The 24,022-nt window shown below is 60.1% G+C and carries 22 protein-coding genes; 12 read left to right on the top strand and 10 right to left on the bottom strand.

Annotated elements, in window-relative coordinates; translation table 11 throughout:
* Nucleotides 1-7: 7 nt before the first annotated feature.
* Entirely contained in the window at nucleotides 8-478 is a 471-nt protein-coding gene (locus tag ACI2JR_RS12905; protein ID WP_462478704.1) for a DUF1348 family protein, read from the bottom strand.
* Nucleotides 475-1,101: a pyridoxamine 5'-phosphate oxidase family protein gene (locus ACI2JR_RS12900; RefSeq protein ID WP_462478703.1), complete on the bottom strand. Its 627-nt coding sequence runs from the start codon at nucleotides 1,099-1,101 to the stop codon at nucleotides 475-477. The genes ACI2JR_RS12905 and ACI2JR_RS12900 overlap by 4 nt, the downstream gene beginning before the upstream one ends.
* A gap of 102 nt (nucleotides 1,102-1,203) precedes the next feature.
* Here ACI2JR_RS12900 and ACI2JR_RS12895 point away from each other — a divergent pair, with 102 nt between their 5' ends.
* Nucleotides 1,204-2,118 (top strand): LysR family transcriptional regulator, encoded by a 915-nt coding sequence (locus tag ACI2JR_RS12895; protein ID WP_132729236.1) that lies wholly within the window; start codon nucleotides 1,204-1,206, stop codon nucleotides 2,116-2,118.
* On the opposite strand, the gene ACI2JR_RS12890 is transcribed toward ACI2JR_RS12895, so the two are convergent.
* Nucleotides 2,115-3,608 carry an MDR family MFS transporter gene (locus ACI2JR_RS12890; RefSeq protein ID WP_462478702.1) on the bottom strand — a complete coding sequence of 498 codons (1,494 nt, stop codon included), beginning with the start codon at nucleotides 3,606-3,608 and terminating at the stop codon, nucleotides 2,115-2,117. The two genes, ACI2JR_RS12895 and ACI2JR_RS12890, sit on opposite strands and share 4 nt — an antisense overlap.
* Nucleotides 3,609-3,688: 80 nt before the next feature.
* Between ACI2JR_RS12890 and ACI2JR_RS12885 the strand changes: the two genes are divergently transcribed.
* The gene (locus ACI2JR_RS12885) at nucleotides 3,689-4,336 is read left to right on the top strand and encodes a TetR/AcrR family transcriptional regulator (RefSeq protein WP_132729232.1); all 648 of its coding nucleotides are present in this window, start codon (nucleotides 3,689-3,691) and stop codon (nucleotides 4,334-4,336) included.
* 30 nt (nucleotides 4,337-4,366) lie between these two features.
* Here the strand turns inward: ACI2JR_RS12885 and ACI2JR_RS12880 are convergent, their stop codons facing one another.
* A complete protein-coding gene (locus ACI2JR_RS12880; RefSeq protein ID WP_462478701.1) occupies nucleotides 4,367-4,783 on the bottom strand; it encodes a GNAT family N-acetyltransferase in 417 nt (138 codons plus the stop codon).
* Between the two features lie 201 nt (nucleotides 4,784-4,984).
* Here ACI2JR_RS12880 and ACI2JR_RS12875 point away from each other — a divergent pair, with 201 nt between their 5' ends.
* From ACI2JR_RS12875 to ACI2JR_RS12835, 9 genes are all read left to right on the top strand, one after another.
* Nucleotides 4,985-5,554, top strand: coding sequence for a TetR/AcrR family transcriptional regulator (locus ACI2JR_RS12875; protein WP_462478700.1), 570 nt, complete (start codon nucleotides 4,985-4,987; stop codon nucleotides 5,552-5,554).
* Between the two features lie 135 nt (nucleotides 5,555-5,689).
* Nucleotides 5,690-6,814, top strand: a complete 1,125-nt coding sequence (locus ACI2JR_RS12870) for an efflux RND transporter periplasmic adaptor subunit (protein ID WP_132729226.1) — start codon at nucleotides 5,690-5,692, stop codon at nucleotides 6,812-6,814.
* Nucleotides 6,814-9,921, top strand: a complete 3,108-nt coding sequence (locus ACI2JR_RS12865) for an efflux RND transporter permease subunit (protein WP_462478699.1) — start codon at nucleotides 6,814-6,816, stop codon at nucleotides 9,919-9,921. Before ACI2JR_RS12870 ends, ACI2JR_RS12865 begins: the two co-directional genes overlap by 1 nt.
* A gap of 3 nt (nucleotides 9,922-9,924) precedes the next feature.
* Complete coding sequence (locus tag ACI2JR_RS12860; protein WP_462478698.1) at nucleotides 9,925-11,289, top strand: efflux transporter outer membrane subunit; 1,365 nt, start codon at nucleotides 9,925-9,927, stop codon at nucleotides 11,287-11,289.
* 47 nt (nucleotides 11,290-11,336) lie between these two features.
* Nucleotides 11,337-12,497, top strand: a complete 1,161-nt coding sequence (locus ACI2JR_RS12855) for a multidrug effflux MFS transporter (RefSeq protein WP_132729220.1) — start codon at nucleotides 11,337-11,339, stop codon at nucleotides 12,495-12,497.
* 164 nt (nucleotides 12,498-12,661) lie between these two features.
* A complete protein-coding gene (gene murQ / locus ACI2JR_RS12850) occupies nucleotides 12,662-13,564 on the top strand; it encodes an N-acetylmuramic acid 6-phosphate etherase (protein WP_132729219.1) in 903 nt (300 codons plus the stop codon).
* A 24-nt stretch (nucleotides 13,565-13,588) separates the two neighbouring features.
* A complete protein-coding gene (murP, locus tag ACI2JR_RS12845; RefSeq protein WP_462478697.1) occupies nucleotides 13,589-15,022 on the top strand; it encodes a PTS N-acetylmuramic acid transporter subunit IIBC in 1,434 nt (477 codons plus the stop codon).
* Between the two features lie 162 nt (nucleotides 15,023-15,184).
* Nucleotides 15,185-16,087 (top strand): EamA family transporter, encoded by a 903-nt coding sequence (locus ACI2JR_RS12840; RefSeq protein ID WP_165905698.1) that lies wholly within the window; start codon nucleotides 15,185-15,187, stop codon nucleotides 16,085-16,087.
* 100 nt (nucleotides 16,088-16,187) lie between these two features.
* Nucleotides 16,188-16,478 (top strand): YicS family protein, encoded by a 291-nt coding sequence (locus ACI2JR_RS12835; RefSeq protein ID WP_132729215.1) that lies wholly within the window; start codon nucleotides 16,188-16,190, stop codon nucleotides 16,476-16,478.
* Between the two features lie 7 nt (nucleotides 16,479-16,485).
* Here the strand turns inward: ACI2JR_RS12835 and ACI2JR_RS12830 are convergent, their stop codons facing one another.
* From ACI2JR_RS12830 to ACI2JR_RS12815, 4 genes are read right to left on the bottom strand one after another with little or no spacing between them, the layout of a single operon-like run.
* Nucleotides 16,486-17,352, bottom strand: coding sequence for a DUF1932 domain-containing protein (locus ACI2JR_RS12830; RefSeq protein WP_462478720.1), 867 nt, complete (start codon nucleotides 17,350-17,352; stop codon nucleotides 16,486-16,488).
* Entirely contained in the window at nucleotides 17,352-18,434 is a 1,083-nt protein-coding gene (locus ACI2JR_RS12825) for a 4-oxalomesaconate tautomerase (protein ID WP_132729213.1), read from the bottom strand. Before ACI2JR_RS12825 ends, ACI2JR_RS12830 begins: the two co-directional genes overlap by 1 nt.
* 1 nt (nucleotide 18,435) lies before the next feature.
* Nucleotides 18,436-19,149: a 4-carboxy-4-hydroxy-2-oxoadipate aldolase/oxaloacetate decarboxylase gene (locus ACI2JR_RS12820; protein WP_462478696.1), complete on the bottom strand. Its 714-nt coding sequence runs from the start codon at nucleotides 19,147-19,149 to the stop codon at nucleotides 18,436-18,438.
* Entirely contained in the window at nucleotides 19,146-19,886 is a 741-nt protein-coding gene (locus ACI2JR_RS12815; RefSeq protein WP_132729209.1) for a PIG-L deacetylase family protein, read from the bottom strand. Before ACI2JR_RS12815 ends, ACI2JR_RS12820 begins: the two co-directional genes overlap by 4 nt.
* Before the next feature lie 127 nt (nucleotides 19,887-20,013).
* On the opposite strand from ACI2JR_RS12815, the gene ACI2JR_RS12810 reads away from it, so the two are divergent.
* Nucleotides 20,014-21,255, top strand: a complete 1,242-nt coding sequence (locus tag ACI2JR_RS12810) for a LysR family transcriptional regulator (protein ID WP_132729207.1) — start codon at nucleotides 20,014-20,016, stop codon at nucleotides 21,253-21,255.
* Here the strand turns inward: ACI2JR_RS12810 and ACI2JR_RS12805 are convergent.
* Both ACI2JR_RS12805 and ACI2JR_RS12800 read right to left on the bottom strand, forming a co-directional pair.
* Nucleotides 21,231-22,493, bottom strand: a complete 1,263-nt coding sequence (locus ACI2JR_RS12805) for a gallate dioxygenase (protein WP_132729205.1) — start codon at nucleotides 22,491-22,493, stop codon at nucleotides 21,231-21,233. The genes ACI2JR_RS12810 and ACI2JR_RS12805 overlap by 25 nt on opposite strands.
* Nucleotides 22,494-22,506: 13 nt before the next feature.
* Nucleotides 22,507-23,880, bottom strand: coding sequence for an MFS transporter (locus ACI2JR_RS12800; protein ID WP_462478695.1), 1,374 nt, complete (start codon nucleotides 23,878-23,880; stop codon nucleotides 22,507-22,509).
* Nucleotides 23,881-24,022: the final 142 nt, after the last annotated feature.

Raw genomic sequence — 24,022 nt, 5'->3', positions numbered from 1 at the left:
AAGCCGGCTACAGCCCGAGCTCGCTCAGCCCCGGATGATCGTCAGGACGGCGACCCTGGGGCCAGTGGAACAGGCGTTCGCTTTCCTCAATCGGCAGGTCGTTGATGCAGGCATAGCGGGTGCGCATCAGGCCATGCTCATCGAACTCCCAGTTTTCATTACCGTATGAGCGGAACCAGTTCCCGCTGTCGTCGCACCACTCGTAGGCAAACCGTACCGCGATGCGGTTATCCTTCCACGCCCACAGCTCCTTAATCAGCCGATATTGCTGCTCTTTTTGCCATTTTCGCGTCAGAAAGCCGATAATTTCCGCGCGTCCATGGACAAATTCGCTGCGGTTGCGCCACTGGCTGTCGATGGTATAGGCCAGCGCCACCTTATGCGCATCCCGGCTGTTCCAGCCATCTTCGGCGGCCCGCACCTTTTGCACTGCGCTTTCGCGGGTAAAGGGCGGCAGCGGCGGACGTTGTTCGGTCATTGATGTTCTCCTTTTAACGTTAACTGTGATTGCAGCCGCGAGTTTTCCTCTTCCAGCTCACGGATGCGTAGCTGCAAGGTCTGGCTATACTCCGCCACCTGGCGGGCGCTGTAGCGCGGCGTGATGTGCTGCGGGCAGTTCCAGTCGAACGCCTGCAGGTGAAAGCGGTACAAGCGCTCCACGCGAGCCCGGTAATTTTCCGGCGTCAGCCGCGCCAGCAGCCCGGGAGCATCGTCCGTCGCTAGCACCTCGACGGTGGCATAGATTTTCAGCCTGGCACGGCGCGGGTAATCCATCAAAAACAGGCACGCGCGGTCGCGACTACGCAGGTTTCCGGTGGTGATGTACTGGCGGTTACCGCCAAAGTCGGCCATCGCCAGGGTGGTGTCGTCAAGCAGCTGGAGAAACCCCGGCGGCCCGCCGCGGTGCTGAATATAGGGCCAGTCGGTTTGCGATACGGTCGCCAGATAAAAACTGTCGCGGCTGGCGATCATCTCCGCTTCGCTGGCGCTGAAACGCTCGCCCCGGCGCTGGCGATACTGCCATAGCCCATCGCTGCCCATTTCATGCTGCACGTCCATCACATCTGGCGTGATGGCGATAGTGAGAAAGTCCCCTGACATAGCCCCTCCGAACGCAATCTTGCTGCACTCAGCATGGACTCTACTGTAAGAAATGATAATACTGGGATACTGGCAATCATCTTTCCGATAAACGGGATAATCATGGATCGCTTAAGCGCCATGGCGCTGCTGGTGAAAGTCACCGATCTGGGCAGTATGTCGGCCGCCTCGCGGGCGCTGAACATGCCGCTGACCACCGTCAGCCGCCATATTGCCGAGCTGGAGAGCGCGCTCGGCGTGCGCCTGCTGGCCCGAACTACCCGCAAACTGACGCTGACCGATGCCGGGGTTGACTATGTCGCCGCCGCGCGGCGGATTCTGGAAGAGGTGGAAAATGCCGAACGCCGGGCGGCAGGGGAGTATCAGCAGCCGAAGGGGGAACTGGTCATCGCGGCGCCGACGATGTTTGGCCGCCAGCACGTTCTCCCGGTAGTGACCGCTTTTCTCGCCCGATACCCGCAAATTCGCGTCCGTTTACTGCTCAGCGACCGTAATGCCGACCTGATCGACGAGCATATCGATCTCGCGGTGCGCATTGGCGCGCTGCCGGACAGCGGCATGGTCGCCATCCGGGTGGGCGAGATGCGTATCGTGACCTGCGCCCACCCGGCGCTGCTGGAGAAATACGGTATGCCGCAGCGCCCCCGCGATCTGGCCGCGCTGCCGATCGTTAGCATTGAATCGCCGATGCCCTATAACGGCTGGCAGTTCCGCACCTCCGGGGTGGAAGACCAGCGGGTGGTTCTGCAACCGGTTCTGTCGGTCACGACCCCGGAAAGCGCCGCCGATGCCGCTCGTCTCGGGGCCGGCGTAGCGCGCCTGCTGCACTATCAGGCGATTGATGGCCTGGCCCGCGGCGAACTCAGGCTGATCCTGGACACCATGGAGCCGGCACCGGCCCCGGTTCATTTGCTGTATATCGCCCGCGATCTGGCTCCGCTTAAGCTGCGGAAGTTTATCGATTTCGCCGCCCCCGCGCTGCGCCAGGCGCTGTTACGCATTGCGGCGACCGCTTAGCGCGCCGCCTGTTTCAGCGGCACCTCTTTCAACAGCCATGAAAGCAGGAAAGCTATCGCCATAATACCGGCCGCCATCAGGAAGGCGGCATGAATCGCCGAGCCAAAGGCATCGAGATAGTCGAGGCGAATTTCAGATGGCAGATTCTGCACCGCCGCCGGGTTCAGCGCCCGCGGTAGCTCCGCCCCTGCCGGCAGCAGGCGCTGCAGGTTATTTTGCAGTACATGGGTAAACACCGCGCCAAACAGCGCCACGCCGATAGAACCGCCGATCGAGCGGAACAGCGTCACCCCGGAGGTCGCCACGCCGTACATCTGTGCCGGCATGGCGTTCTGTACCGCCAGCACCAGCACCTGCATCACCAGTCCCAGGCCCATCCCCAGCACGCCGGTAAACAGATACAGTTGCCACATCGGCGAGTGAATCGTAATGCGCGTCAGCAGCACCATCCCCACCACCCCCAGCAGCGTGCCGAGAATCGGAAACAGGCGGTATTTACCGGTGCGGCTGATAATGCGTCCGCTGACGATTGAGGTCACCAGCAGGCCACCCATCAGCGGGATCAGCTGTAGCCCGGCTTCGGTCGGCGTCGCGGCTTTCACCACCTGCAGGTAGAGCGGCAGGAAGGTGACCGAGCCAAACAGCGACATACCGATAACAAACCCAATCATGCTGCACAGCAGGAAGCTGCGGTTGCGGAACAAGGAGAGCGGAATAATGGGCTCAACGGCCAGCCGCTCTTCATACACAAAACCAACGATCCCCACCACACCAAAGGCCAGAATGCACCACAGCTGCGGCTCGTTCCACGCGCGCACGCTGCCCCCTTCGGAAGTGAAGAGGATGATGCACAGCAGCGCCATGCTCAGGTAAATCGCCCCCAGCCAGTCAATCTGATGCTGGCTACGTTTGTTGCTACTTTGGAATACCGCGCCGATCACCAGCAGCGCAAACAGCCCCAGCGGCAGGTTGATGTAGAAAATCCAGCGCCATGACGCGTGCTGCACCAGGAAGCCGCCGATTAACGGCCCGACCACCGTTGCCAGACCGAACACGCCGCCAAATAATCCCTGATAGCGGCCGCGGTTAGCCGGCGGGATCACATCGGCGACGGCCGCCATGCTGATCACCATCAGGCCGCCGCCGCCCAGCCCCTGCAGCGCCCGCATCAACACCAGCTGGGTCATATTCTGCGCCAGCCCGCAAAGCGCGGAGCCGACGAGGAACAGGACTATCGCGACCTGGAGCACAATTTTGCGCCCAAACAGATCGCCGAATTTACCGTATAGCGGCACCACGATCGTCGAGCTGAGGATATAGGCGGTCACCACCCAGGAGAGCTTATCCAGCCCGCCCAGTTCGCCGACGATTGTCGGCAGCGCCGTTGAGACGATGGTTTGATCCAACGCCGCCAACAGCATCACCAGTATCAACGCGCTGAACAGCAGACGAATCGGCGGTGCGGGTTGGGTTGCGACTTGAGACGTCATCACATCACTCGCTTGAAATTAATTAAATGCATAATTAATATTTAGGGAAATGATGGATCGCGTCAAGAGAGCCCGCAGAAATGACCGCACAAAAAGACAATGACGTCCCCCGCCGTCCCGGCCGGCCGCGGGGTAAACAATCCGGTACCGCCAGCCGCGAGCAGCTGATGGATATTGCCCTGGCGCTGTTTGCCCGCCAGGGCATCGCCCATACCTCGCTCAATGCCATTGCCAAAGAGGCCGGGGTGACGCCAGCCATGCTGAATTACTATTTCAGCTCACGGGAAACGTTAGTGGACCAGCTGCTGGAAGAGCGCTTTATGCCGCTGCGTAACGAGATCAGCAAGATTTTCATCGCTCATCCGCAGGATCCGATGACCGCTTTGGCACTGCTGATCGAGACCCTGGGCGTCCTGGCGGAGAAACATACCTGGTTTGCGCCGCTGTGGATGCAGGAGATGATTGGCGAGATGCCGGTACTGCGCCAGCATATGCACGCGCGCTTTGGCGATGATAAATATGACCGGATGATGGAGACGGTGAAGCGCTGGCAGCAGGAAGGTAAACTCAACCCGGCCCTGTCGCCGGAGCTGCTGTTTACCACCCTGATTAGCCTGGTGCTGGTGCCGTTTTCACGCATGCGCACCGACGGGCGTTTATCCGCAGTCTCCCGACAGACCATTGTCAGCAACGCGCTGACGCTGATCCACCAGGGCATTGGCGGATAAGCGCACCGGGTCGTGCTTTTGCTTAGCGGGCTACAGCGCTTTCGCCAGGTAATGGCGCGCCATACCGACGTGCGGGAAATCGGGGAGCGTCATCTGCAGCTGATAACCCTGTTTTTGATAAAACGGCAGGGCCTGGAAGCTGAAGGTATCCACCAGCGCATGGTGACACCCCTCTTCACGCGCCTGCTTTTCCGCGTTGCGCATCAGCTCGCCGCCCAGCCCGCTGCCGCGCGCGGCTTCGCTGACCCATAAATACTGAATACACAGCCAGTTAGCCTGTCTTTTGCCGATCAGTCCACCCTGCATGACTCCGGCCTCGTCGCGGAGATATACCCCCAGCTCACCAAACTGCGCCGGGTCCAGATAGCGCAGGTTGTATTCCCGCAGCCCCGCCAGCAACTCTTCTTGATCCGCGGGATTAATGCTGGTTGTCATTATTAGCGCCATCCGTTTTCTCCTTAATTAAATATTATTAAGTTAAACCACCACCTTACTTTCACAAAAAATACTTATTTTCTCCATTATTTCCTGTCTAAATTTCCATTGCTTATTTTTAACCAAAAAAACCTTTCCATCATCCGCTGGAAACGTATAATGAGGGAGAAATGAGAATGATCATTCTCACTCTACACTACCACGGAGAAAACCATGAGCAATGCCCTGGCCGTCCGGCAAAAACTTCGGCAGGATGAAATCATCACTGCCGCACGCCGCTGCTTCCGCCAGCATGGTTTTCACGGGGCCAGCATGGCGCAAATCGCCAGCGAAGCGAAGCTAAGTGTCGGACAAATATACCGTTATTTTGCCAGTAAAGATGCCATCATCGCAGAGATGATTCGCCGCATCATCGATTGCCGCATCGCCGAGATGGACGGCAAAATACAAACCGACCAAATCCCAGGGATACTCGCATGGCGGCACACGTTAGATGCAGACGATGACGCGCTGATGCTGGAAATGGCCGCCGAGGCGACCCGCAATCCGCACATCGCCGCCATGATGGTGGAAGCGGACCAGCGGATGTTTGCCAACGCCTGTGCGCATATCCACAAAGCGCACCCGCATCTTAGCGAGGAGCGCATCCGCTGCTGCGTTGAGATCACCGCGGTGATGATGGAAGGGACGATTTACCGCCGCCTGATCCCGCAAACGGTGGCGCCAGAAGTCCTCGAAAAACTCTATCGGGAAATAACCACTATGTTGCTGATGGCTAAATAATTAACTGCAATTAATCAACAGGGAATTTTAAATTCCCTTTTTGTCGTTTCCGTTAATCCGGAGATGCGTTATCGCCTGGCCTGAACCCCGTTATTTAATTAACGGGGAGGACGTCGTTCATCCTGAGAAAATATAATGAAATACACAATACTTCCCATCGCAGCGGCATTATTCATCCTGAGCGGATGCGATAATACGCCCACATCCACACCCCCCCAGACGACGGTAGAAGTCGGCGTCGTCACCCTGAAGCGTCAGCCCGTTTCGCTGATCAGCGACCTGACCGGCCGCACCACCGCGTCGCTGAGCGCCGAGGTACGCCCGCAGGTCGGCGGCATCATTCAAAAACGCCTGTTTACCGAGGGCGACATGGTGAAGGCCGGCCAGGCGCTGTATCAAATCGACCCCGCCAGCTACCGCGCGGCCTATAACGAAGCCGCCGCCGCGCTCAAGCAGGCCCAGTCGCTGGTGACATCCGACTGTCAGAAAGCCCAGCGCTACGCGGCGTTGGTGAAGGACAACGGCGTTTCCCGTCAGGATGCCGACGATGCGATCTCCACCTGCAATCAGGACAAGGCCAGCGTGGAGTCGAAAAAGGCGGCGCTGGAGAGCGCCCGTATTAACCTGAACTGGACCACCGTTACCGCACCGATTGCCGGACGGATCGGCATCTCCTCCGTCACCCCAGGCGCGCTGGTTTCAGCCGATCAGGATACCGCGCTGGCAACGATCCGCGGGCTGGACACCATGTATGTCGATCTCACCCGCTCCAGCGTCGATCTGCTGCGCCTGCGCAAACAGACGCTGGCGACCGATAGCAACACGTTCAGCGTGTCGTTAACCCTCGAAGACGGCAGCACCTATAGCGAAAAAGGCCGCCTGGCGCTGACCGAAGTGGCGGTGGATGAGTCAACCGGCTCGGTCACGCTGCGCGCGGTCTTCCCCAACCCGCAGCACGTCCTGCTACCGGGCATGTTCGTACGCGCCCACGTCGATGAAGGGATTATGGACGATGCGATTCTGGCGCCGCAGCAGGGCATCACCCGTGATGCCAAAGGCAATGCCACCGCGCTTATCGTCGATGGCAATAACAAAGTGGAACAGCGGGAAGTGGAAACCGGCGACGCTTACGGCGACAAATGGCTGGTGGTTAACGGCCTGAAGAGTGGCGATAAGCTGATCGTTGAAGGCACCAGTAAAGTCGCCGCAGGCCAGCAGGTCAAAGCCGTCGAAGTCAAACATGACGGAGGCAACGCCTGATGTTTTCACGCTTCTTCGTGCGCCGCCCGGTCTTCGCCTGGGTAATCGCTATTCTGATTATGCTCGCCGGGGTGCTCGCCATCCAGACGCTGCCGGTTGCCCAATACCCTGACGTCGCGCCACCGGCGGTAAAAATCTCGGCCACCTATACCGGGGCCTCTGCTGAAACTCTGGAGAACAGCGTCACTCAGGTGATTGAGCAGCAGCTTACCGGGCTGGATAACCTGCTCTATTTCACCTCCACCAGCAGCTCTGACGGCTCGGTGGATATTACCGTCACCTTCGAACAGGGGACCGACCCGGATACCGCCCAGGTTCAGGTGCAGAACAAAGTCCAGCAGGCGGAATCGCGCCTGCCGAGCGAGGTGCAGCAATCCGGCGTCACGGTGGTGAAATCGCAAAGTAACTTCCTGTTGATCCTTGCGGTGTACGATAAAAACAACAAGGCCACCAGCTCCGATATTTCCGACTGGCTGGTCAGTAACATGCAGGACCCGCTGGCGCGCGTTGAGGGCGTCGGCAGCCTGCGCGTTTTCGGCGCGGAATACGCCATGCGTATCTGGATGGATCCCACCAGGCTGGCGTCCTACGCGCTGATGCCTTCCGATGTGCAAACGGCGATTGAAGCGCAGAACGTGCAAATTTCCGCGGGTAAAATCGGCGCCCTGCCATCGTCCAGCGCGCAGCAGCTGACCGCTACCGTCCGCGCCCAGTCGCGGCTGCAAACCGTCGACCAGTTCAAAAACATTATTGTGAAGAGCAAATCCGACGGTTCGGTGGTGCGCCTGAGCGACGTCGCTCGCGTGGAGATGGGCAGCGAAGATTACACCGCCACCGCCAACCTCAACGGCCACCCGGCCGCCGGGATCGCGGTGATGATGGCCCCGGGGGCCAATGCGCTGGATACCGCCACGCGCGTGAAAAGTAAAATTGCCGAATACCAGCGGCAGATGCCGCAGGGCTACGATATCGCCTACCCGAAGGACAGCACCGAGTTCATCAAAATCTCGGTTGAAGACGTCATTCAAACGCTGTTTGAAGCCATCATCCTGGTGGTTTGCGTGATGTACCTGTTCCTGCAAAACTTCCGCGCCACGCTGATTCCGGCGGTCGCGGTGCCGGTAGTGCTGCTGGGTACCTTTGGCGTGCTGGCGCTGTTCGGCTACTCCATCAACACCTTGACCCTGTTTGCGATGGTGCTGGCCATCGGCCTGCTGGTGGATGACGCCATCGTGGTGGTGGAAAACGTCGAGCGTATTATGCGCGACGAGGGCCTGCCCGCCCGCGAAGCCACCGAAAAATCGATGGGCGAAATCTCCGGGGCGCTGATCGCAATTGCGCTGGTGCTGTCGGCGGTGTTCCTGCCGATGGCCTTCTTCGGCGGTTCGACCGGCGTGATCTACCGCCAGTTTTCGGTGACCATTATCTCGGCGATGATGCTGTCAGTGGTGGTGGCCCTCACCTTAACCCCGGCGCTGTGCGGCGCGCTGCTCTCCCATTCTAAGCCGCACAGCAAAGGATTCTTCGGGGCCTTTAACCGCCTGTGGGGCCGTACCGAACAGGGCTATCAGCATCGCGTACTCGGTGGGCTACGCCGCTCCGCCGTGATGATGGGGGCCTTTGTACTGATCTGCGGCACCATGGCGCTGGCGATGTGGAAGCTGCCGGGGAGCTTTCTGCCGGTAGAGGATCAGGGCGAAATCATGGTCCAGTACACCCTCCCGGCGGGCGCCACCGCGGTCCGTACCGCCGAGGTACGTCGCCAGGTAACCGACTGGTTCCTTAGCAAAGAAAAGGCCAATACCAACGTTATCTTTACCGTCGATGGCTTTAACTTCAGCGGCAGCGGACAGAACGCCGGGATGGCCTTCGTTTCGCTGAAAAACTGGTCCGAGCGTAAAGGGGCAGAGAATACCGCCCAGGCGATTGCCCTGCGCGCCACTCAAGATCTAAGCAGCATTCGCGACGCCTCGCTGTTCGCCATGACACCGCCATCGGTGGACGGTCTGGGCCAGAGCAACGGCTTTACCTTTGAACTGATGGCCAGCGGCGGCACCGATCGCGATAGCCTGATGAAAATGCGCAGTCAGCTGCTGGCCGCCGCCAACCAAAGCCCGCAGCTCCAGTCGGTACGCGCCAATGACCTGCCGCAGATGCCGCAGCTGCAGGTGGATATCGATAATAACAAAGCCGTGTCGCTGGGACTGTCGCTGAGCGATGTGACCGATACGCTCTCCAGCGCCAGGGGCGGAACCTACGTCAACGACTTTATCGATCGCGGGCGGGTGAAGAAGGTTTATATCCAGGGGGAAAGCGACGCTCGCGCCGTCCCGTCCGATCTCGGGAAATGGTTTGTGCGCGGCAGCGATGACAGCATGACGCCGTTCTCCGCCTTCGCCACTACCCGCTGGCAGTATGGCCCGGAAAGCCTGGTGCGCTACAACGGCTCTGCCGCCTTCGAAATCCAGGGTGAGAACGCCAGCGGCTTCAGCTCGGGTGCGGCGATGGACCAAATGGAAGCGCTGGCCAATAACCTGCCGGCTGGCACCACCTGGGCATGGAGCGGCATGTCGTTACAGGAAAAGCTGGCCAGCGGGCAGGCGATGAGCCTGTACGCGATCTCGATTCTGGTGGTGTTCCTGTGCCTTGCGGCGCTGTATGAAAGCTGGTCGGTGCCGTTCTCGGTGATCATGGTAATCCCGCTGGGCCTGCTCGGCGCCGCGCTGGCGGCGTGGCTGCGCGATCTGAATAACGATGTCTACTTCCAGGTTGCCCTGCTGACCACCATCGGCCTGTCGTCGAAGAACGCCATCCTGATCGTCGAGTTTGCCGAAGCGGCGGTCGATGACGGTTACTCGCTGTCGCGCGCGGCGCTACGTGCGGCGCAAACGCGTCTGCGCCCCATCGTGATGACCTCGCTGGCGTTTATCGCCGGGGTGCTGCCGCTGGCGGTGGCGACCGGGGCCGGGGCCAACAGCCGCGTGGCGATCGGTACCGGCATTATCGGCGGTACCCTGACCGCGACGCTGCTGGCCGTATTCTTCGTTCCCCTGTTCTTTGTGCTGGTGAAACGATTGTTCACCCGCCAACGCCCGTCTCAGGAGTAAGTTATGTTTCGTTGTACCTTAGTTTTTGTCGCACTCCTGACCGCAGGCTGCGTCTCGCTTGACCCGGACTACATCCGCCCGGCGGCGCCGGTTCCCGCCACGCTACCCGGCGCCCACGGCGAAGCCACCGCGGTGATCGGCGGCTGGCAGCAGGTGGTGAACGACGCGCGGCTGAAAAAAGTGGTCAGCATGGCGCTGACCAGCAACCGCGATCTGCAGAAAGCCCTCGCCGATATTGAAGCCGCTCGCGCCCAGTACGGCGAGACCCGCGCCGCGCTGTTCCCGACCGTTGACGCCGAACTGAGCCATACCCGTAGTAAAACGGTGGCCAGCGGCCTGACCTCGTCGGCACAAGCCGACGGCGCGGTCTCCAGCTTCGAGCTGGATCTGTTCGGCAAGAATCAGAGTCTGTCCCGCGCCGCGCGGGAGACCTGGCTCGCCAGCGAATACACCGCGCAGAATACGCGCCTGACGATGATTGCCGACCTGACCACCGCCTGGGTCGCCCTCGCGGCGGACAACAGCAATCTGGCGCTGGCGCAGGAGACCCTGGCCAGCGCCGATAACTCACGCCAAATCGTCGCCCGCCAGATGGCGGTGGGCACCGCCTCCGCGGGCGATCTCAGCGATGCCGAAAGCGTTTATCAGCAGGCCCGCGCCAGCGTCGCCAGCTACCGCACGCTGGTCGCCCAGGACAAAAATGCGCTCAATTTACTGGCTGGCGAAACCGTGCCCGATAGCCTGTTGCCCGGCACCCTGGAAAGCCTCGGCGATCACAGCATTAGCCTGGTGCCCGCCGGCGTTTCGTCGTCGGTGCTGCTTCGTCGCCCGGATATTCAGGAAGCAGAGCATAATCTGAAAGGCGCCAATGCCGACATCGGCGCGGCGCGAGCCAACTTCTTCCCCACCATCTCGCTAACCGCCAGCGCTGGCGTAGGCAGCGATGCGCTATCTTCCCTGTTCAGTCACGGGATGCAGGTGTGGTCGTTCGCCCCATCGATTAGCCTGCCGCTATTTACCGGCGGCAGCAATCTGGCCCAGTTGCGCTATGCCGAAGCGGAGAAAAAGGGGCTGATCGCCACCTATGAGAAGAGTATCCAGAGCGCCTTTAAAGACGTGGCCGATGCGCTGGCGCGCCGGGAAACGCTGAGCGAACAGCTGGATGCCCAGCGCCAGTACGTCGCCGCCGAGCAGACGTCGCTGGATATCGCCATGAAACGCTATCAGACCGGCGTCGGCGATTATCTGTCGGTCCTGACCGCCCAGCGCACGCTGTGGTCGGCGCAGGCGACGCTGATCGCCCTGCAGCAAACCGACCTCGAAAACCGGATCACGCTCTGGCAGTCGCTGGGAGGCGGCGCCAGCTAACCCATTTTCAGCCGGGCGGCAACGCCCGGCATACGCAAGGAGTTCCTATGCCGCGTATCTCTCTCTCGTGGGCGCTGGTCCTCGGCCTGTTAACCGCTATCGGCCCGCTGTGTACCGACTTCTATCTGCCTGCGCTGCCGGACATCACCCAACAGCTGAACGCCACCGGTACGCAAACCCAGCTTTCGCTGACGGCCTCGTTGATTGGCCTCGGCCTTGGACAGCTGTTTTTTGGCCCGCTGAGCGACCGCATCGGCCGCCAGAAGCCGCTGATCCTGTCGCTGCTGCTGTTTATCTTCTCTTCGGCGATGTGCGCAACGACCCATGATATTCATCTGCTGATTGCATGGCGTTTTCTGCAGGGCTTCGCCGGCGCCGGCGGTTCGGTGCTGTCCCGTTCGATTGCCCGCGATAAATATCAGGGCGCCCGGTTGACCCAGTTTTTCGCTCTGCTGATGACCGTCAACGGCATCGCCCCGGTAGTGTCGCCGGTGATCGGCGGCTACATCATCACTCTCTCCGACTGGCGCGTTCTGTTCTGGGCGATGGCCGCCATCGGCGGCGTACTGCTGCTCCTGAGCCTGGCGGTGCTACGTGAAACGCTGCCGGCAAAAGACGCCGCTACGCCGCAGCAAAACAACGCGCCGGTTATGAAAAATCGCCGCTTTATGCGCTACTGCCTGATTCAGGCCTTCATGATGGCCGGCCTGTTCTCGTACATCGGTTCGTCGTCATTCGTGATTCAGAACGAATACGCCATGACTGCCCTGCAGTTCAGCCTGCTGTTCGGGGTCAACGGGATCGGGCTGATCATCGCTGCGCAGATCTTCTCCCGTCTCTCTCACCGCTTCAGCGCGGACGCGCTGCTACGCGGCGGTCTGAGCCTGGCGGTTCTGTGTGCGGCCATCACGCTGGTATTCGCCTGGCTGCACCTGCCGCTGCCGGCGCTGATCGGTCTGTTCTTCACCGTGTCGTTAATGAGCGGCATCAGCACCGTTGCCGGGTCAAAAGCGATGGGGGAAGTCAGCAGCGCGCAGTCAGGTACCGCTTCGGCATTGATGGGAACCTTAATGTTTGTCTGCGGCGGTATCGCCGCGCCGCTGGCCGGGCTCGGCGGTGAAACGATGCTGAAAATGAGTCTCGCCATGACCATTAGCTATCTGATGGCCCTGTTCTTCGGCCTGGCAAAACCACACGCCGCCCGCTAATTAAAGATGCAGTAATAAAATATTCCATTATTGTTACTGCATCACTTCCCGCCATACCTACAAATCTCTGCTTATCCGTTAAGTACTAATCGTGATAGCCTTCACATGATTGGAATAATTAATTCCTTAAAATCTGGCTTAACTGTGAATGATGAGGTTTTTTTATGAGTATCGACCTGAGCACATTGCTGACCGAGCGTCGCAACGCCAATAGCGCCAATATCGACACCCTGTCCACCGTCGAGATGCTGACGGTGATTAACCAGGAAGACCAGCAGGTGGCCCATGCAATCACCGCCTATTTGCCGCAAATCGCCCAGGTCGTGGATAAAGTCGCGATGGCGCTGCAGGCCGGGGGGCGCCTGATTTATATCGGCGCGGGAACCTCCGGTCGTCTGGGGATCCTTGATGCCAGCGAATGTCCGCCGACCTTCGGCACCCGCCCGGAGCAGGTGGTAGGAATTATCGCCGGCGGTCATAAAGCGATTCTTAGCGCCGTGGAAAACGTGGAAGACAATAAAGCGCAGGGCGCCATGGACCTGCAAAACCTCAGCTTCAGCAATCGCGATGTGCTGGTTGGCCTGGCGGCCAGCGGGCGCACGCCGTACGTCATCGGCGCCATGGAGTATGCCCATAGCCAGAACGCCTTCGTCGCCATCGTCAGCTGCAACCCGCACGGCGAAATGGCTCGTTTAGCCGATGTCGCCATCACGCCGGCAGTGGGCCCGGAAGTGGTCACCGGCTCCACCCGCCTGAAGGCGGGAACCGCGCAGAAGCTGGTGCTGAACATGATCTCCACCGGCGCCATGATCCGCATCGGCAAGGTGTACAGCAATTTGATGGTCGACGTCGAAGCGACCAACGCGAAGCTGATTGAGCGCCAGGTCTCGATCGTCATGGAAGCGACCGACTGCGATCGCGCCACGGCGCAAAGCGCACTTGATGCCTGCGGCCGCCACTGTAAAACGGCGATTGTGATGGTACTGGCGGATCTGAACGCCGCCGAAGCCCAGTCCCTGCTGGCGAAAAATAACGGCTATATCCGCAAAGCGCTGAGCAACACCTAAGCGTCGACAAACAGGTAACGTGCAATGGCAAAAATAAATAAAGAGATGATAGCGCGGATCCTTACGCATGTAGGCGGGGCCGGGAACGTGGCCCAGGCGGGGAACTGTATGACCCGCCTGCGATTAACCTTACGTGATGAGCAGCTCGCCGATAGCGCCGCCATCCGCCAGATTGAGGGCGTGATGGGGGTTATCGTCAGCGATGAGCAGTTCCAGGTGGTGCTGGGGCCCGGCAAAGCGCAAACCGCGGCGGAAATGATGAACGGGCTGCTGGATGAGGCGCCGGCCGGCTCGCCTTCTCTGGCGGATGTCGCATCAGAGAAAAAGCAGGCGCTAAAGAGCAGGCAAACCAGCGGCGTGCAGAGGTTTCTTGCCCGATTCGCCACCATTTTTACCCCGCTGATCCCTGGTTTTATCGCCGTCGGGCTGCTGCTCGGCTTCGCAACGCTGGCGGAGCAGATGTTCGTGCTGGAAAATGCCCATCCGAACGCGCCCCTGGTCGCGCTGATCGGCTATATGAAAGTCTTCAGCAAAGGGATGTTCACCTTCCTCAGCATTCTGATCGGCTATAACACGCAGAAGGCGTTCGGCGGTTCCGGGGTCAACGGAGCGATCGTTGCTTCGCTGTTTGTCCTTGGCTACAACCCCGAGGCGACCAGCGGTTTTTATTCCGGGATCACCACCTTCTTTGGCCACGGCATCGACCCGCGCGGCAACATTATCGGCGTGCTGATTGCCGCGATTCTGGGCGCATGGGTGGAAAAACAGGTGCGCCGCATAATGCCAGCCAACCTCGATATGATCCTCACCTCGGCGGTCACCCTGCTGATTATGGGCGCGATAACGTTTACCGTGATTATGCCGATTGGCGGCTGGCTGTTTACCGGGATGTCGTGGCTGTTCCTGCATCTCAACGGTAACCCGTTCGGCTCTGCGGTGCTGGCCGGGCTGTTCCTGCTGGCGGTGATGTTCGGCGTTCACCAGGGTTTTGTGCCGGTCTATTTTGCGCTGGTCGATGCGCAAGGTTTTAACTCGCTGTTCCCGATTCTGGCGATGGCGGGAGCCGGGCAGGTTGGCGCCGCGCTGGCGCTTTACTGGCGGGCGAAGCACGGCTCAACGCTGCGTACCCAGATTAAAGGGGCGATCATTCCAGGCTTTCTCGGCATTGGCGAACCGCTGATTTATGGCGTCACCCTGCCGCGAATGAAGCCGTTCATCACCGCCTGTATTGGCGGCGCCTGCGGCGGTTTCTTCCTCGGCCTGATTGCGTGGCTCGGTCTGCCGGTAGGGTTAAACACGGTGTTCGGCCCCTCTGGCCTGGTGGCGCTGCCGCTGATGACCTCGGCAAGCGGGATCTACGCAGGTATGGTGGTCTACACCGCCGGGCTCGCCGTTGCCTACCTCTGCGGCTTCGTCTTTACCTGGCTGTTTGCCAGTAAAAACGTCGATTTGAGCTGAGCGGCAGGCCCGGCCGAGGCCGTAACGCACAGCGCCGACTATGCGCCGCTTAGCCAGGCCATACAACGCCGGGCACCGTTTCACGACGGCCGTTTCCTGCCCGGCGCTTAGGCCTCGCGCATGCTATGATGCCCGTTTTGCGCTATTTCACCTGAGGAAAAGATGGGCTCCAGCAAAAAAGGGATGCTGAACGTTCTGATAGCCGCCGTGCTATGGGGGAGTTCCGGCGTCTGCGCGCAGTACATTATGCAGCAAAGCCAGATGTCGTCGCCGTATCTGACCATGACGCGCCTGCTGTTCGCGGGCCTGATTCTCCTGATGCTCTCTTTCGTCCACGGCGACCGAATTTTCCGCGTCCTGCGAAACCGTAAAGACGCCATCAGCCTGCTGATCTTTTCGCTGTTCGGCGCCCTGACCGTGCAGTTCACCTTCCTGATGACCATTGAAAAATCGAACGCCGCCACTGCGACGGTGCTGCAGTTCCTGTCGCCGACGATCATCGTCGCCTGGTTTGCGCTGGCGCGTAAAACGCGGCCTGGGCCGCTGGTACTGGCCGCCATCGGCACTTCGCTGGCGGGGACGTTCCTGCTGGTCACCCATGGCAATCCGACCACGCTGTCGATATCGCCCGCAGCGCTGTTCTGGGGGGTGGCTTCGGCCTTTGCCGCCGCGTTCTATACCACCTGGCCGTCAACGCTTATCGCCCGTTACGGCACCCTGCCGATCGTCGGCTGGAGTATGCTGCTGGGCGGGGCGATGCTGCTGCCGTTCTATGGCGGCCAGGGGGCCAGCTTTGTGGTCAACGGCCGTCTGCTGCTGGCGTTCTTCTATCTGGTGGTCATTGGCACCGCGTTGACCTTCAGTCTCTATTTAAATGGCGCGCAGATGATTGGCGGCGCGAAGGCAGGTATTCTCAGCTGCGCCGAGCCGTTGAGCAGCGCCCTGCTCTCGCTCCTGTTGTTGGGCATCACCTTTACGCTACCGGACTGGCTCGGCACGTTACTGATTCTCTCATCGGTGGTGCTGATCGCCGTGGATTCCCGGCGGCGGGTTCGGGTAGGATAAAGTCAATCTACTGATTTTAAAAGATTTAATATCCGACCAATTTGCGCATTTCGCCTCCTGCGCATATAGTTGACTGAAGCCACTACTTAAGGAGAAGTCGATGAAAGCGTGTTGGATTGTGTGTCTGATCGCCAGCCTGAGCGCGACGGCGGCCTGGGCCGAATCACCTCTGCAAAGTCTGCAGTTCGAGCAACAAAAGCAGCAGGTGCTGACGGCGGTGAAGGAAAAATGCGCCCCGGCGACCACCCTCAGCGATACCGACTTTGCCAATAAAGTCCTCGCGTCGAAGCAAAACCAGGAATACGTCCGCGAGGCGACGCTGGCGAAAGAGCGTAATAACCAGAAGCAGTATCAGGCAGCAATCGGGAAGATCGGCTGCCCGGCGAAGTAATCAGTAATCACTTCAGCTTAAGGGCCAGCGCTTTCCAGTCGAAAGGGACCAGCTGCGTATAGTTCAGGCCGCGTGCGGCCATGTTCTGCGGCAGCTGGCGTTGCGCCTGTGCCGTCTCCCGGCTCATCAGCCCCGCCCCGCCTGCGTCACGTAGCGTTTTCACGACCTCTTCCATCTCCTCACCGCGGCGAATACCGTGTTCAGCCACCCGGCTAATCAGATATCCCGGAAACTCGTCGTTCCAGCCCAGCGATGGGAAACTGCTATGCAGCGACGCCAGGACCTGCTCTTCCACTCCATATTCGCGGGCGGCGAACAGACATTCGGTCGTCAATGCCTCCAGGCCTTTGATCATGACGCTCCGGCACATTTTAATGGCCGACACCTTGCCCACGTCATCCGCGCCGTAACGAGCGCTAAGCCCCAGGGCGCCTAAGCGTTCCGCGAGCGCGCGAGCCTGCACGCCGCCAATCAGCAACGGCGTTCTCAGCCGCGCCGGCGGTACCGGCGCCATTACCGCCACATCGAGATAGGCCCCGGGCAAAAAGCGATTGGCCGCGATACGTTTAGTTTCAGGCGCTACCGAGTTCAAATCGAGGAAAAATTGGCCTTCACGTACGTATTCGGCTGCTGCCAGCGCGACTTCCAGCGCCGAGCCGGCGGTCACGGTGGAAAAGATCAGCGTTGCCCCCTCCAGCGCCTGGGCAAGCGAGTCCGCAACCCGGACGCCTGCCAGATGCGCTTTTTCCCGCATCGCTGCGCGCTCTGCGCCCTGAAGCTTGCGATCCCAGATGGTAACGTCATTTTCCCGTGCCAAATCACCCGCCAGAATCCCGCCAGCTTCGCCGAAACCAATAAATGTTATTGCCGTCATCATTGCTCCTTACGCGGCCAGACCCTGGCCGGAATGCAGACTTCGCCGGAAAACAGCAGGCGGGCGGTACGCAGCAGACCGCAGCCCGCCAGTTCACCCTGCGCGCTGCGCCGCAGGGCAACGCTGAACTCGCCGCTGGGGTGCTCAACGCTGATAAGCGGATTGTCGCCCACCCGCGCCAGCCCCTCGGCGACCGAACCGGGGATCAGGCAGGCGCTGGCGACGCTGACTGCGCCAAATACGCCAATCGACGCGTGGCAGCGGTGAGGGATAAAGGTCCGGCTGGCAATCGCGCCGCCGTCGCGCGGCTCGGCGATCAGGGTCATTTTCGGTACCGTACGCCGGGCAACATCACCCAGATTCATTCGTGGGCCGGCCTGCAGGCGTATCGACTCCAGCCGCTGTTTCAGCTCGCTGTCGCTATCCAGCTGTTCGCGGGTTTCATAGCCGCTTCGCCCAAGGTCGCGGGCGCGCAACAAAATCACCGGCATCCCGTTATCGATGCAGGTCACCTCGATACCGTCGAAGCGGTCAATGGCGCTCCCGGTTGGCAGCAGCGCGCCGCAGCTGGAACCTGCGACATCAAGAAAATTCAGTACGATTTGGCTGGCATATCCCGGTACCCCGTCAATGCGCGTCCCGCCCGCATACTCCACGCCGTCTTCATCGCAAGGCACCTCAGCGATGGCCGTCTGACCGGTGTTTTCCATAAAGATTCGCACCTGGGTCAGCGGCGCCGCGTGGGCCACCAGGCCGCGTTCAATCGCGAACGGCCCAACGGCGGCGAGAATATTGCCGCAGTTCTGCCCGTAGTCGACCACTGCGCTATCGACGTTAACCTGAGCAAACAGGTAATCGACGTCAGCGTCTGGTCGCGCGGAGCGGCGGATAATCGCCACTTTGCTGGTCAGCGGATCGCCGCCGCCGATGCCATCAATCTGTCTGACGTCCGGCGAGCCCATCGCCGCCAGCAGCACCGCATCGCGCTGCACGGGGTCTGACGGCAGATCGTCCGCCAGAAAACAGGCGGCTTTCGAGGTACCGCCGCGCATCAGCAGGCAGGGTATCTTGCGTTGCGCCATCTTAGCCCTCCACATCGTCCGCATTGTCGTAATAACGCAGCCCCTTTTCCGCCAGACGCGGACGCATGGCGTAAATATCCAGCCCCAGCTCGCCATCGCGCAGCCGATCGTGCTTTGCCATTTCATTAGCCATTCGGGTTTCCGCCTTTGCCAGCACCGCGCGGGCTTGTGCATACGGTACGACCACGACGCCGTCGTCATCCGCCACCACCACATCGCCGGGGGTAACCAGCTGCCCGGCGCAGACTACCGGGACGTTGACCGATCCCAACGTCTCTTTCACCGTCCCCTGGGCATAGACCTGGCGCGACCACACGGCAAAGCCCATTTCTCGCAGGGTATGCGAGTCGCGGATCCCGATATCGCCCACCAGGCCGATCACGCCCCGTGATTGCAGCGACGTTGCCAGCAGGTCACCGAAGAAGCCATCGCCGCAGGGCGAGGTCGGGGCCACGACCAGAATATCCCCCGCGCGACACTGCTCGACCGCCACGTGGAACATCCAGTTGTCGCCCGGCGTCACCAGCACCGTGACGGCGTTCCCCGCCCGGCTGACGCCCTGCAGAATCGGGCGAATGGCTGGAGCCATCAACCCCTGCCGATCGTGCGCTTCATGAATCGTTGCCACCCCAGCTGTTGCAAACTGCTGTAACGTCGCCGCGTCGAGGCGCGGCAGATTACGGATAACAATGCCTTTTTTATTCAATAGCTTCATGCCAGATTCTCCGTCACCCGAGGGAAGATGCTCTGATATGCTTCACCGTGAACGATATCGCGGGCGGCGGTGATGCCGATATTGCGTTTCGCCTGCACGCCGCGCTGCAGCGCAACCCGGGTGTAGTACTCCCAGAGATGCTCCTGGCCCTGCATACACTGAATAGCCTGATATTTTTTTTCCCACACGCTGGTGATATCCAGCAAGACATCCGGCTGCCAGTGGCACTGTTCCGGCTGGTGTGGTTCAAAGCAGTAAACCGGCGGCGCGGCGACGATCTTTTCGCCGGGACGATAGCCTTCCGCCTGGGCAATGATGCGCGCTTCCTGGGCCAGGTTAGAGGCCATCGGATGGTCGTAGTTGTAAGGGTCCTGCAGCGAGTGAGTCAGGACAAAGTGCGGCTGCACGCGACGATACACATCGGCCAGGCGGAACAGCGTCTCTTGATCGGCGCGCAGAGGATAATCGCCGATATCAAAAAACTCGACGCTGGCGCCGAGGATATCGGCGGCGGCCTGCGCCTCTTGCTGGCGGATCTGCTTCACCGTCTCTTCGGTCATATTGCCTTTGCGCCACAATTTGGCCGATTCGCCACGCTCGCCGAACGACAGGCAGACAATATGGACCTGGTAGCCCTGGCTGGCGTGCAGGGCAATCGCCCCGCCAGCGCGCCAGACGAAATCGGCGGAGTGGGCGCTGACGACAAGGGCACTTTTTTCGCTATGCGGATGAGACATGATGGCTTCCTCTGTTGTTTTTTTCAGCTTGTCATGTCCCGGGGTCCGCGGGTAATTCGTTAACTTGCGAAGGCTATGATTTTTATTTATGTTGTAGGAAAGCTCACAACCTGGCGCCTGGTACAGAATGTTGAAGAGAAAATACGATAAGACGATAAATATCATGCAGCTACGTTTCTTCTGCCAGGTCGCTCAGCGCGGCAGCGTCTCGCGTGCCGCTGATGATTTATTTCGTACACAGTCGGCGATCACCCGGGCAATCCGCGATCTGGAAGCGGCGCTGAACGTGACGCTATTCGAGCGCCACTACAGCGGGATGGTGGCGACAGAGTACGGTAAATGTATTCTGCCGCGCGCCCTGCGCGCGATCGGTGATTTACAGGCGATTCCCGCCCTGTTGCACAAGCTGAAAGCCCGCGCCTCATCTGCGCTGCCGGACGCCGGCTGGCTGTTTAATACCCGGCGGCTGGAGATCTTCCTGCAGCTCTACCATGTCAACCACACGCAGACCGTCGCCACGCAGCTGGGTATCACCCAGCCGGCGGTCAGCGCAGCGCTGAAAATTCTGGAAAAAGGCGCCGATTCCGCCCTGTTTCGCCGGACGCCGGAAGGCGTCCGGCCGACGCCAGCAGCAGATCTGCTGTACCCGCCCATCAGCCGGGCACTCAACGAGCTGGAGAATATCTGGAGCGATCTTGCCGCCCGTCGGGGGGTGCTTGAGGGTAGCGTACGCATCGGCGCCCTGCCGCTCAGCCGTACCCGGCTACTGCCTGCGGCGATTCGCGCCTTTCTGGCGCATCATCCGGGGATTATGGTGATGACCAACGAAAGTCCATATGAGTCGCTGGTTTCCGACATGCGCGCGGGACATATCGATTTTATTATCGGCGCGCTGCGTCAGGATGAAGAGCTGCCCGACCTGAGCTGCGAGGCGCTGTTTGAGGAAGAGATGTTGATTCTTCTGCGCAATGAGCACCCGCTGCTTCGCCACCCCAATCCACTGAGTCAGCTAGCGGCCGCGCAATGGGTACTGCCGCGCTCGAATGCTCCGGCACGACGCCTGCTGGAGCGGGCGTTTCTGACATTGGGATTACCTTTGCCGCAGCCAACCGTGGAGACAGGAGATGCGGCGATGGTGCGCGGCCTGCTACGCGACTCTGATATGCTGGCGGCAGTTTCCGCCAGCCAGATGTGTTTCGAAATCGACAATGGCCTGCTGACCGTACTGCCGGTGCAGCTGCCGGATACCACCCGCCGCATCGGGCTCACCTTCCGCGCGGGAAGTTTGCCGTCGCCGGCGACCCAGGCGCTACTCAGCTTTATCCAGCAGCAGGTCGCGCAAGGTCAACGGGTTCCGGCCACCGAGTAAGTCACCTGCTGATTTCGCGTTTTCTGGAACTCTTCCAGCGTCTGTCCGCGCATGGCGGCGTAGATATCCAGGTTAGATACGCCCACCACCGCCCCCATTTTCTCCAGCAGGAAAAAGCTGGCGCCGTACTGAATCAACCCGCGCCAGTCGCGCGCGTCGAGCAGACGTTGCTCCTCTTCGCTCAGCCCCGCTTCGGCGTATAGCGCCTGCGGTTGCTTGAGAAAACGCTCGCGCCAGGCGGGTTGAATCAGCTGGTGCAGGAAACTGTTCAACCGCAGGCTATTCAGGCTACGCTCATGGGTGAACGGATAGGTCCCCGGCAGCTTTTCCACGCCAGCCAGCTGCTGTGCCATATGCTGACGATGGCGACTGAGGGTATCCACCGGCGGAGTGCGGGCATTATTTTCCAGAATCAGGGTGGCGATGCCGGTCATTGACGGCAGGTAGTAGTCACGCCAGGCTTCAGTCACGTTAGCCGACAGCGCGCCGCGCATGACCAGCCACATAATCACTTCAGACCCTTCCATCCCCCCAAGCGTGGCGTACTCGCCAAGCGTCATTTCAGCCAGCTTTTCCGGATCATTAACCAGCATATCAACGAACTGCGCGTCCCATTGTGGATTGTTGAAACCACAGCGCTCGCCATGCACCTGATGCGACAGGCCCCCGGTCGCGACGATCGCCACGTTGATATCTTCCGGGTAACTTTCAATCGCCCGGCGCAGCGCCTGGCCAAGCTTGTAGCAGCGCCGGGCGCTGGGCACCGGGAATTGCAACACGCCGATTTGCAACGGGATCACCCGCGTCGGCCATCCCGTTTCCTGCTGCCACGGCAGCAGCGCCGAGAGCGGAGAGAACAGGCCGTGGTCGAGCTTTTTGTCCATAAAGAACGACATATCAAACTCGTCCGCCATCAGGCTCGCGCCGATATGCCTGGAGAGCGCCGCATCGCCTTTTACCGGCGGCAGATCGCGCGGGCCTCCCCCTTCGTCTGCCACAGCGTATTCGTTATCAATCCCGAGCGTAAACGTCGAGTAGTGATCGAAGAAAAAGGCGGTCACATGGTCATTGAAGATATAGACCAGCGCATCCGGTTTTTTCTCATCAAGCCAGATCTGCAGCGGCTCAAAGCTCTGGAAAATAGGTGCCCATGCCGCTTCCTGCTGTTTGTGATGATCGACGGCAAAGCCGATGGTCGGGGTATGAGAAACGGCGATCCCGCCGAGTATTCTGGCCATAAGGTAACTCCACTTATCGGTTATGCAACGTTTGCGACAGCGCGCTCAGATCCGCCTCTGTTTCCCGAGGCTTAGGGTGGTGGTTCATACGGTGCAGTAAAATCGCGCCCCCGGCCAGGCAGGCCGGCAGCGCCAGCACCAAAAATATTGAAGAGTGGCCCGGTACGGCGAGCATAATCACGCCACCCAGGGTAGAGCTAAGTATCGCTCCGCTACGGCCAATGCCGTGCATCCAGCTAACGCCGGTGGCGCGAATTTCAGTTTGATAGTAGGCCGGAGAGTATGCCTGCAGGCCATTCTGCGCGCCGTTGATGCACATACCGCTGATAAAGATCAGCACCGCCAGGGCCGCCGAACCGAAGTCCATCAATCCTTGCGTTAACAGGCACATACAGCCGAGGAAATAGGTCACCGCAATCACCGCTTTTGCCGAGCCGCGGTCCATCAGATAGCCGACAAGGATGCCCCCCAGCGGGCCGCCCAGCTGGAACAGGCCGGTGATAATCGCCGCCTGCGGCAACGACAATCCACCAGAACGTAAAATAGTGGGCAGCCAGCCGTTGAGCAGATAAATCACAAACAGCCCCATAAAATAGGTCAGCCACAGGGCGAGCGTGCCGCGCGCATAGCCGTTGCGGAACAGCTGCGCTACCTTACTACGCCGTGAAATTTGCGGCGCATTGAGCTGAAAGACGGTGCTGCTATCGAAGCTGCCGCCCAGACGGTTGAGGACCCGGGCAATATGCGCACCCGGTAAGCGACGCGCCACCATATTCATGGCCGACTCCGGCAGCATGACGACCATGAATGGCAGCACCACCAGCGGCAGTACGCCGCCGAAGATCAGCGCCGAATGCCAGCTGTAATGCGACAGCAGACCCGCGGCGATAAAGCCCCCCAGCCCGGAGCCGACGTTAAAGCCGCTGTACATCAGTGTGATCATCAATCCCTTACGACGTTCGGGCATATATTCCGCCACCAGCGTCACGCAGTTTGGCATCACCGCTCCCAGCCCCAGCCCGGTAAGAAAGCGCATCAGCGCCAGCTGTGACGGGCTCTGCGCCAGCGCGGCGGCAAGGCTGAAGAGAGCAAAAAAGGCCACCGACCACAGTAAAATACGCATGCGACCGTAGCGATCGGAAAGCGGCCCGGCAACCAGCGCGCCGATGGCCACGCCAAACATGGCGGCCCCGAGGATCGGCCCCATTTCTGCCCGGCTGATGCCCCAGTCTTCAATCAGAGCCGGGGCGATAAAACCCATCACCGCCGCGTCATAGCCATCAAGCATAATGATGACAAAACACAGCAGCAGGACGTTCCACTGAAAACGTGAGATCGGTCGGGCATCGATCCACGACTTCACATCGACTACACGAGAGTGATTCATAGGGTGACTTCCTTAAGCAGGCGGTACGAATGTTCTGGTTTGTGTTTTTTATGGCGAACTTTGCTATTCAACTTAAGGCAGTCACCGGGCGCTGTCCGGTTCAAAAAACCGACGGCAGGTATGAGTTCTGTTTATATTGTGA

The sequence above is a fragment of the Klebsiella sp. NPDC088457 genome (genome assembly GCF_044900465.1).
In the GTDB taxonomy this organism is placed as follows: domain Bacteria; phylum Pseudomonadota; class Gammaproteobacteria; order Enterobacterales; family Enterobacteriaceae; genus Klebsiella.
This window is presented reverse-complemented; position numbering and strand designations above follow the sequence as displayed.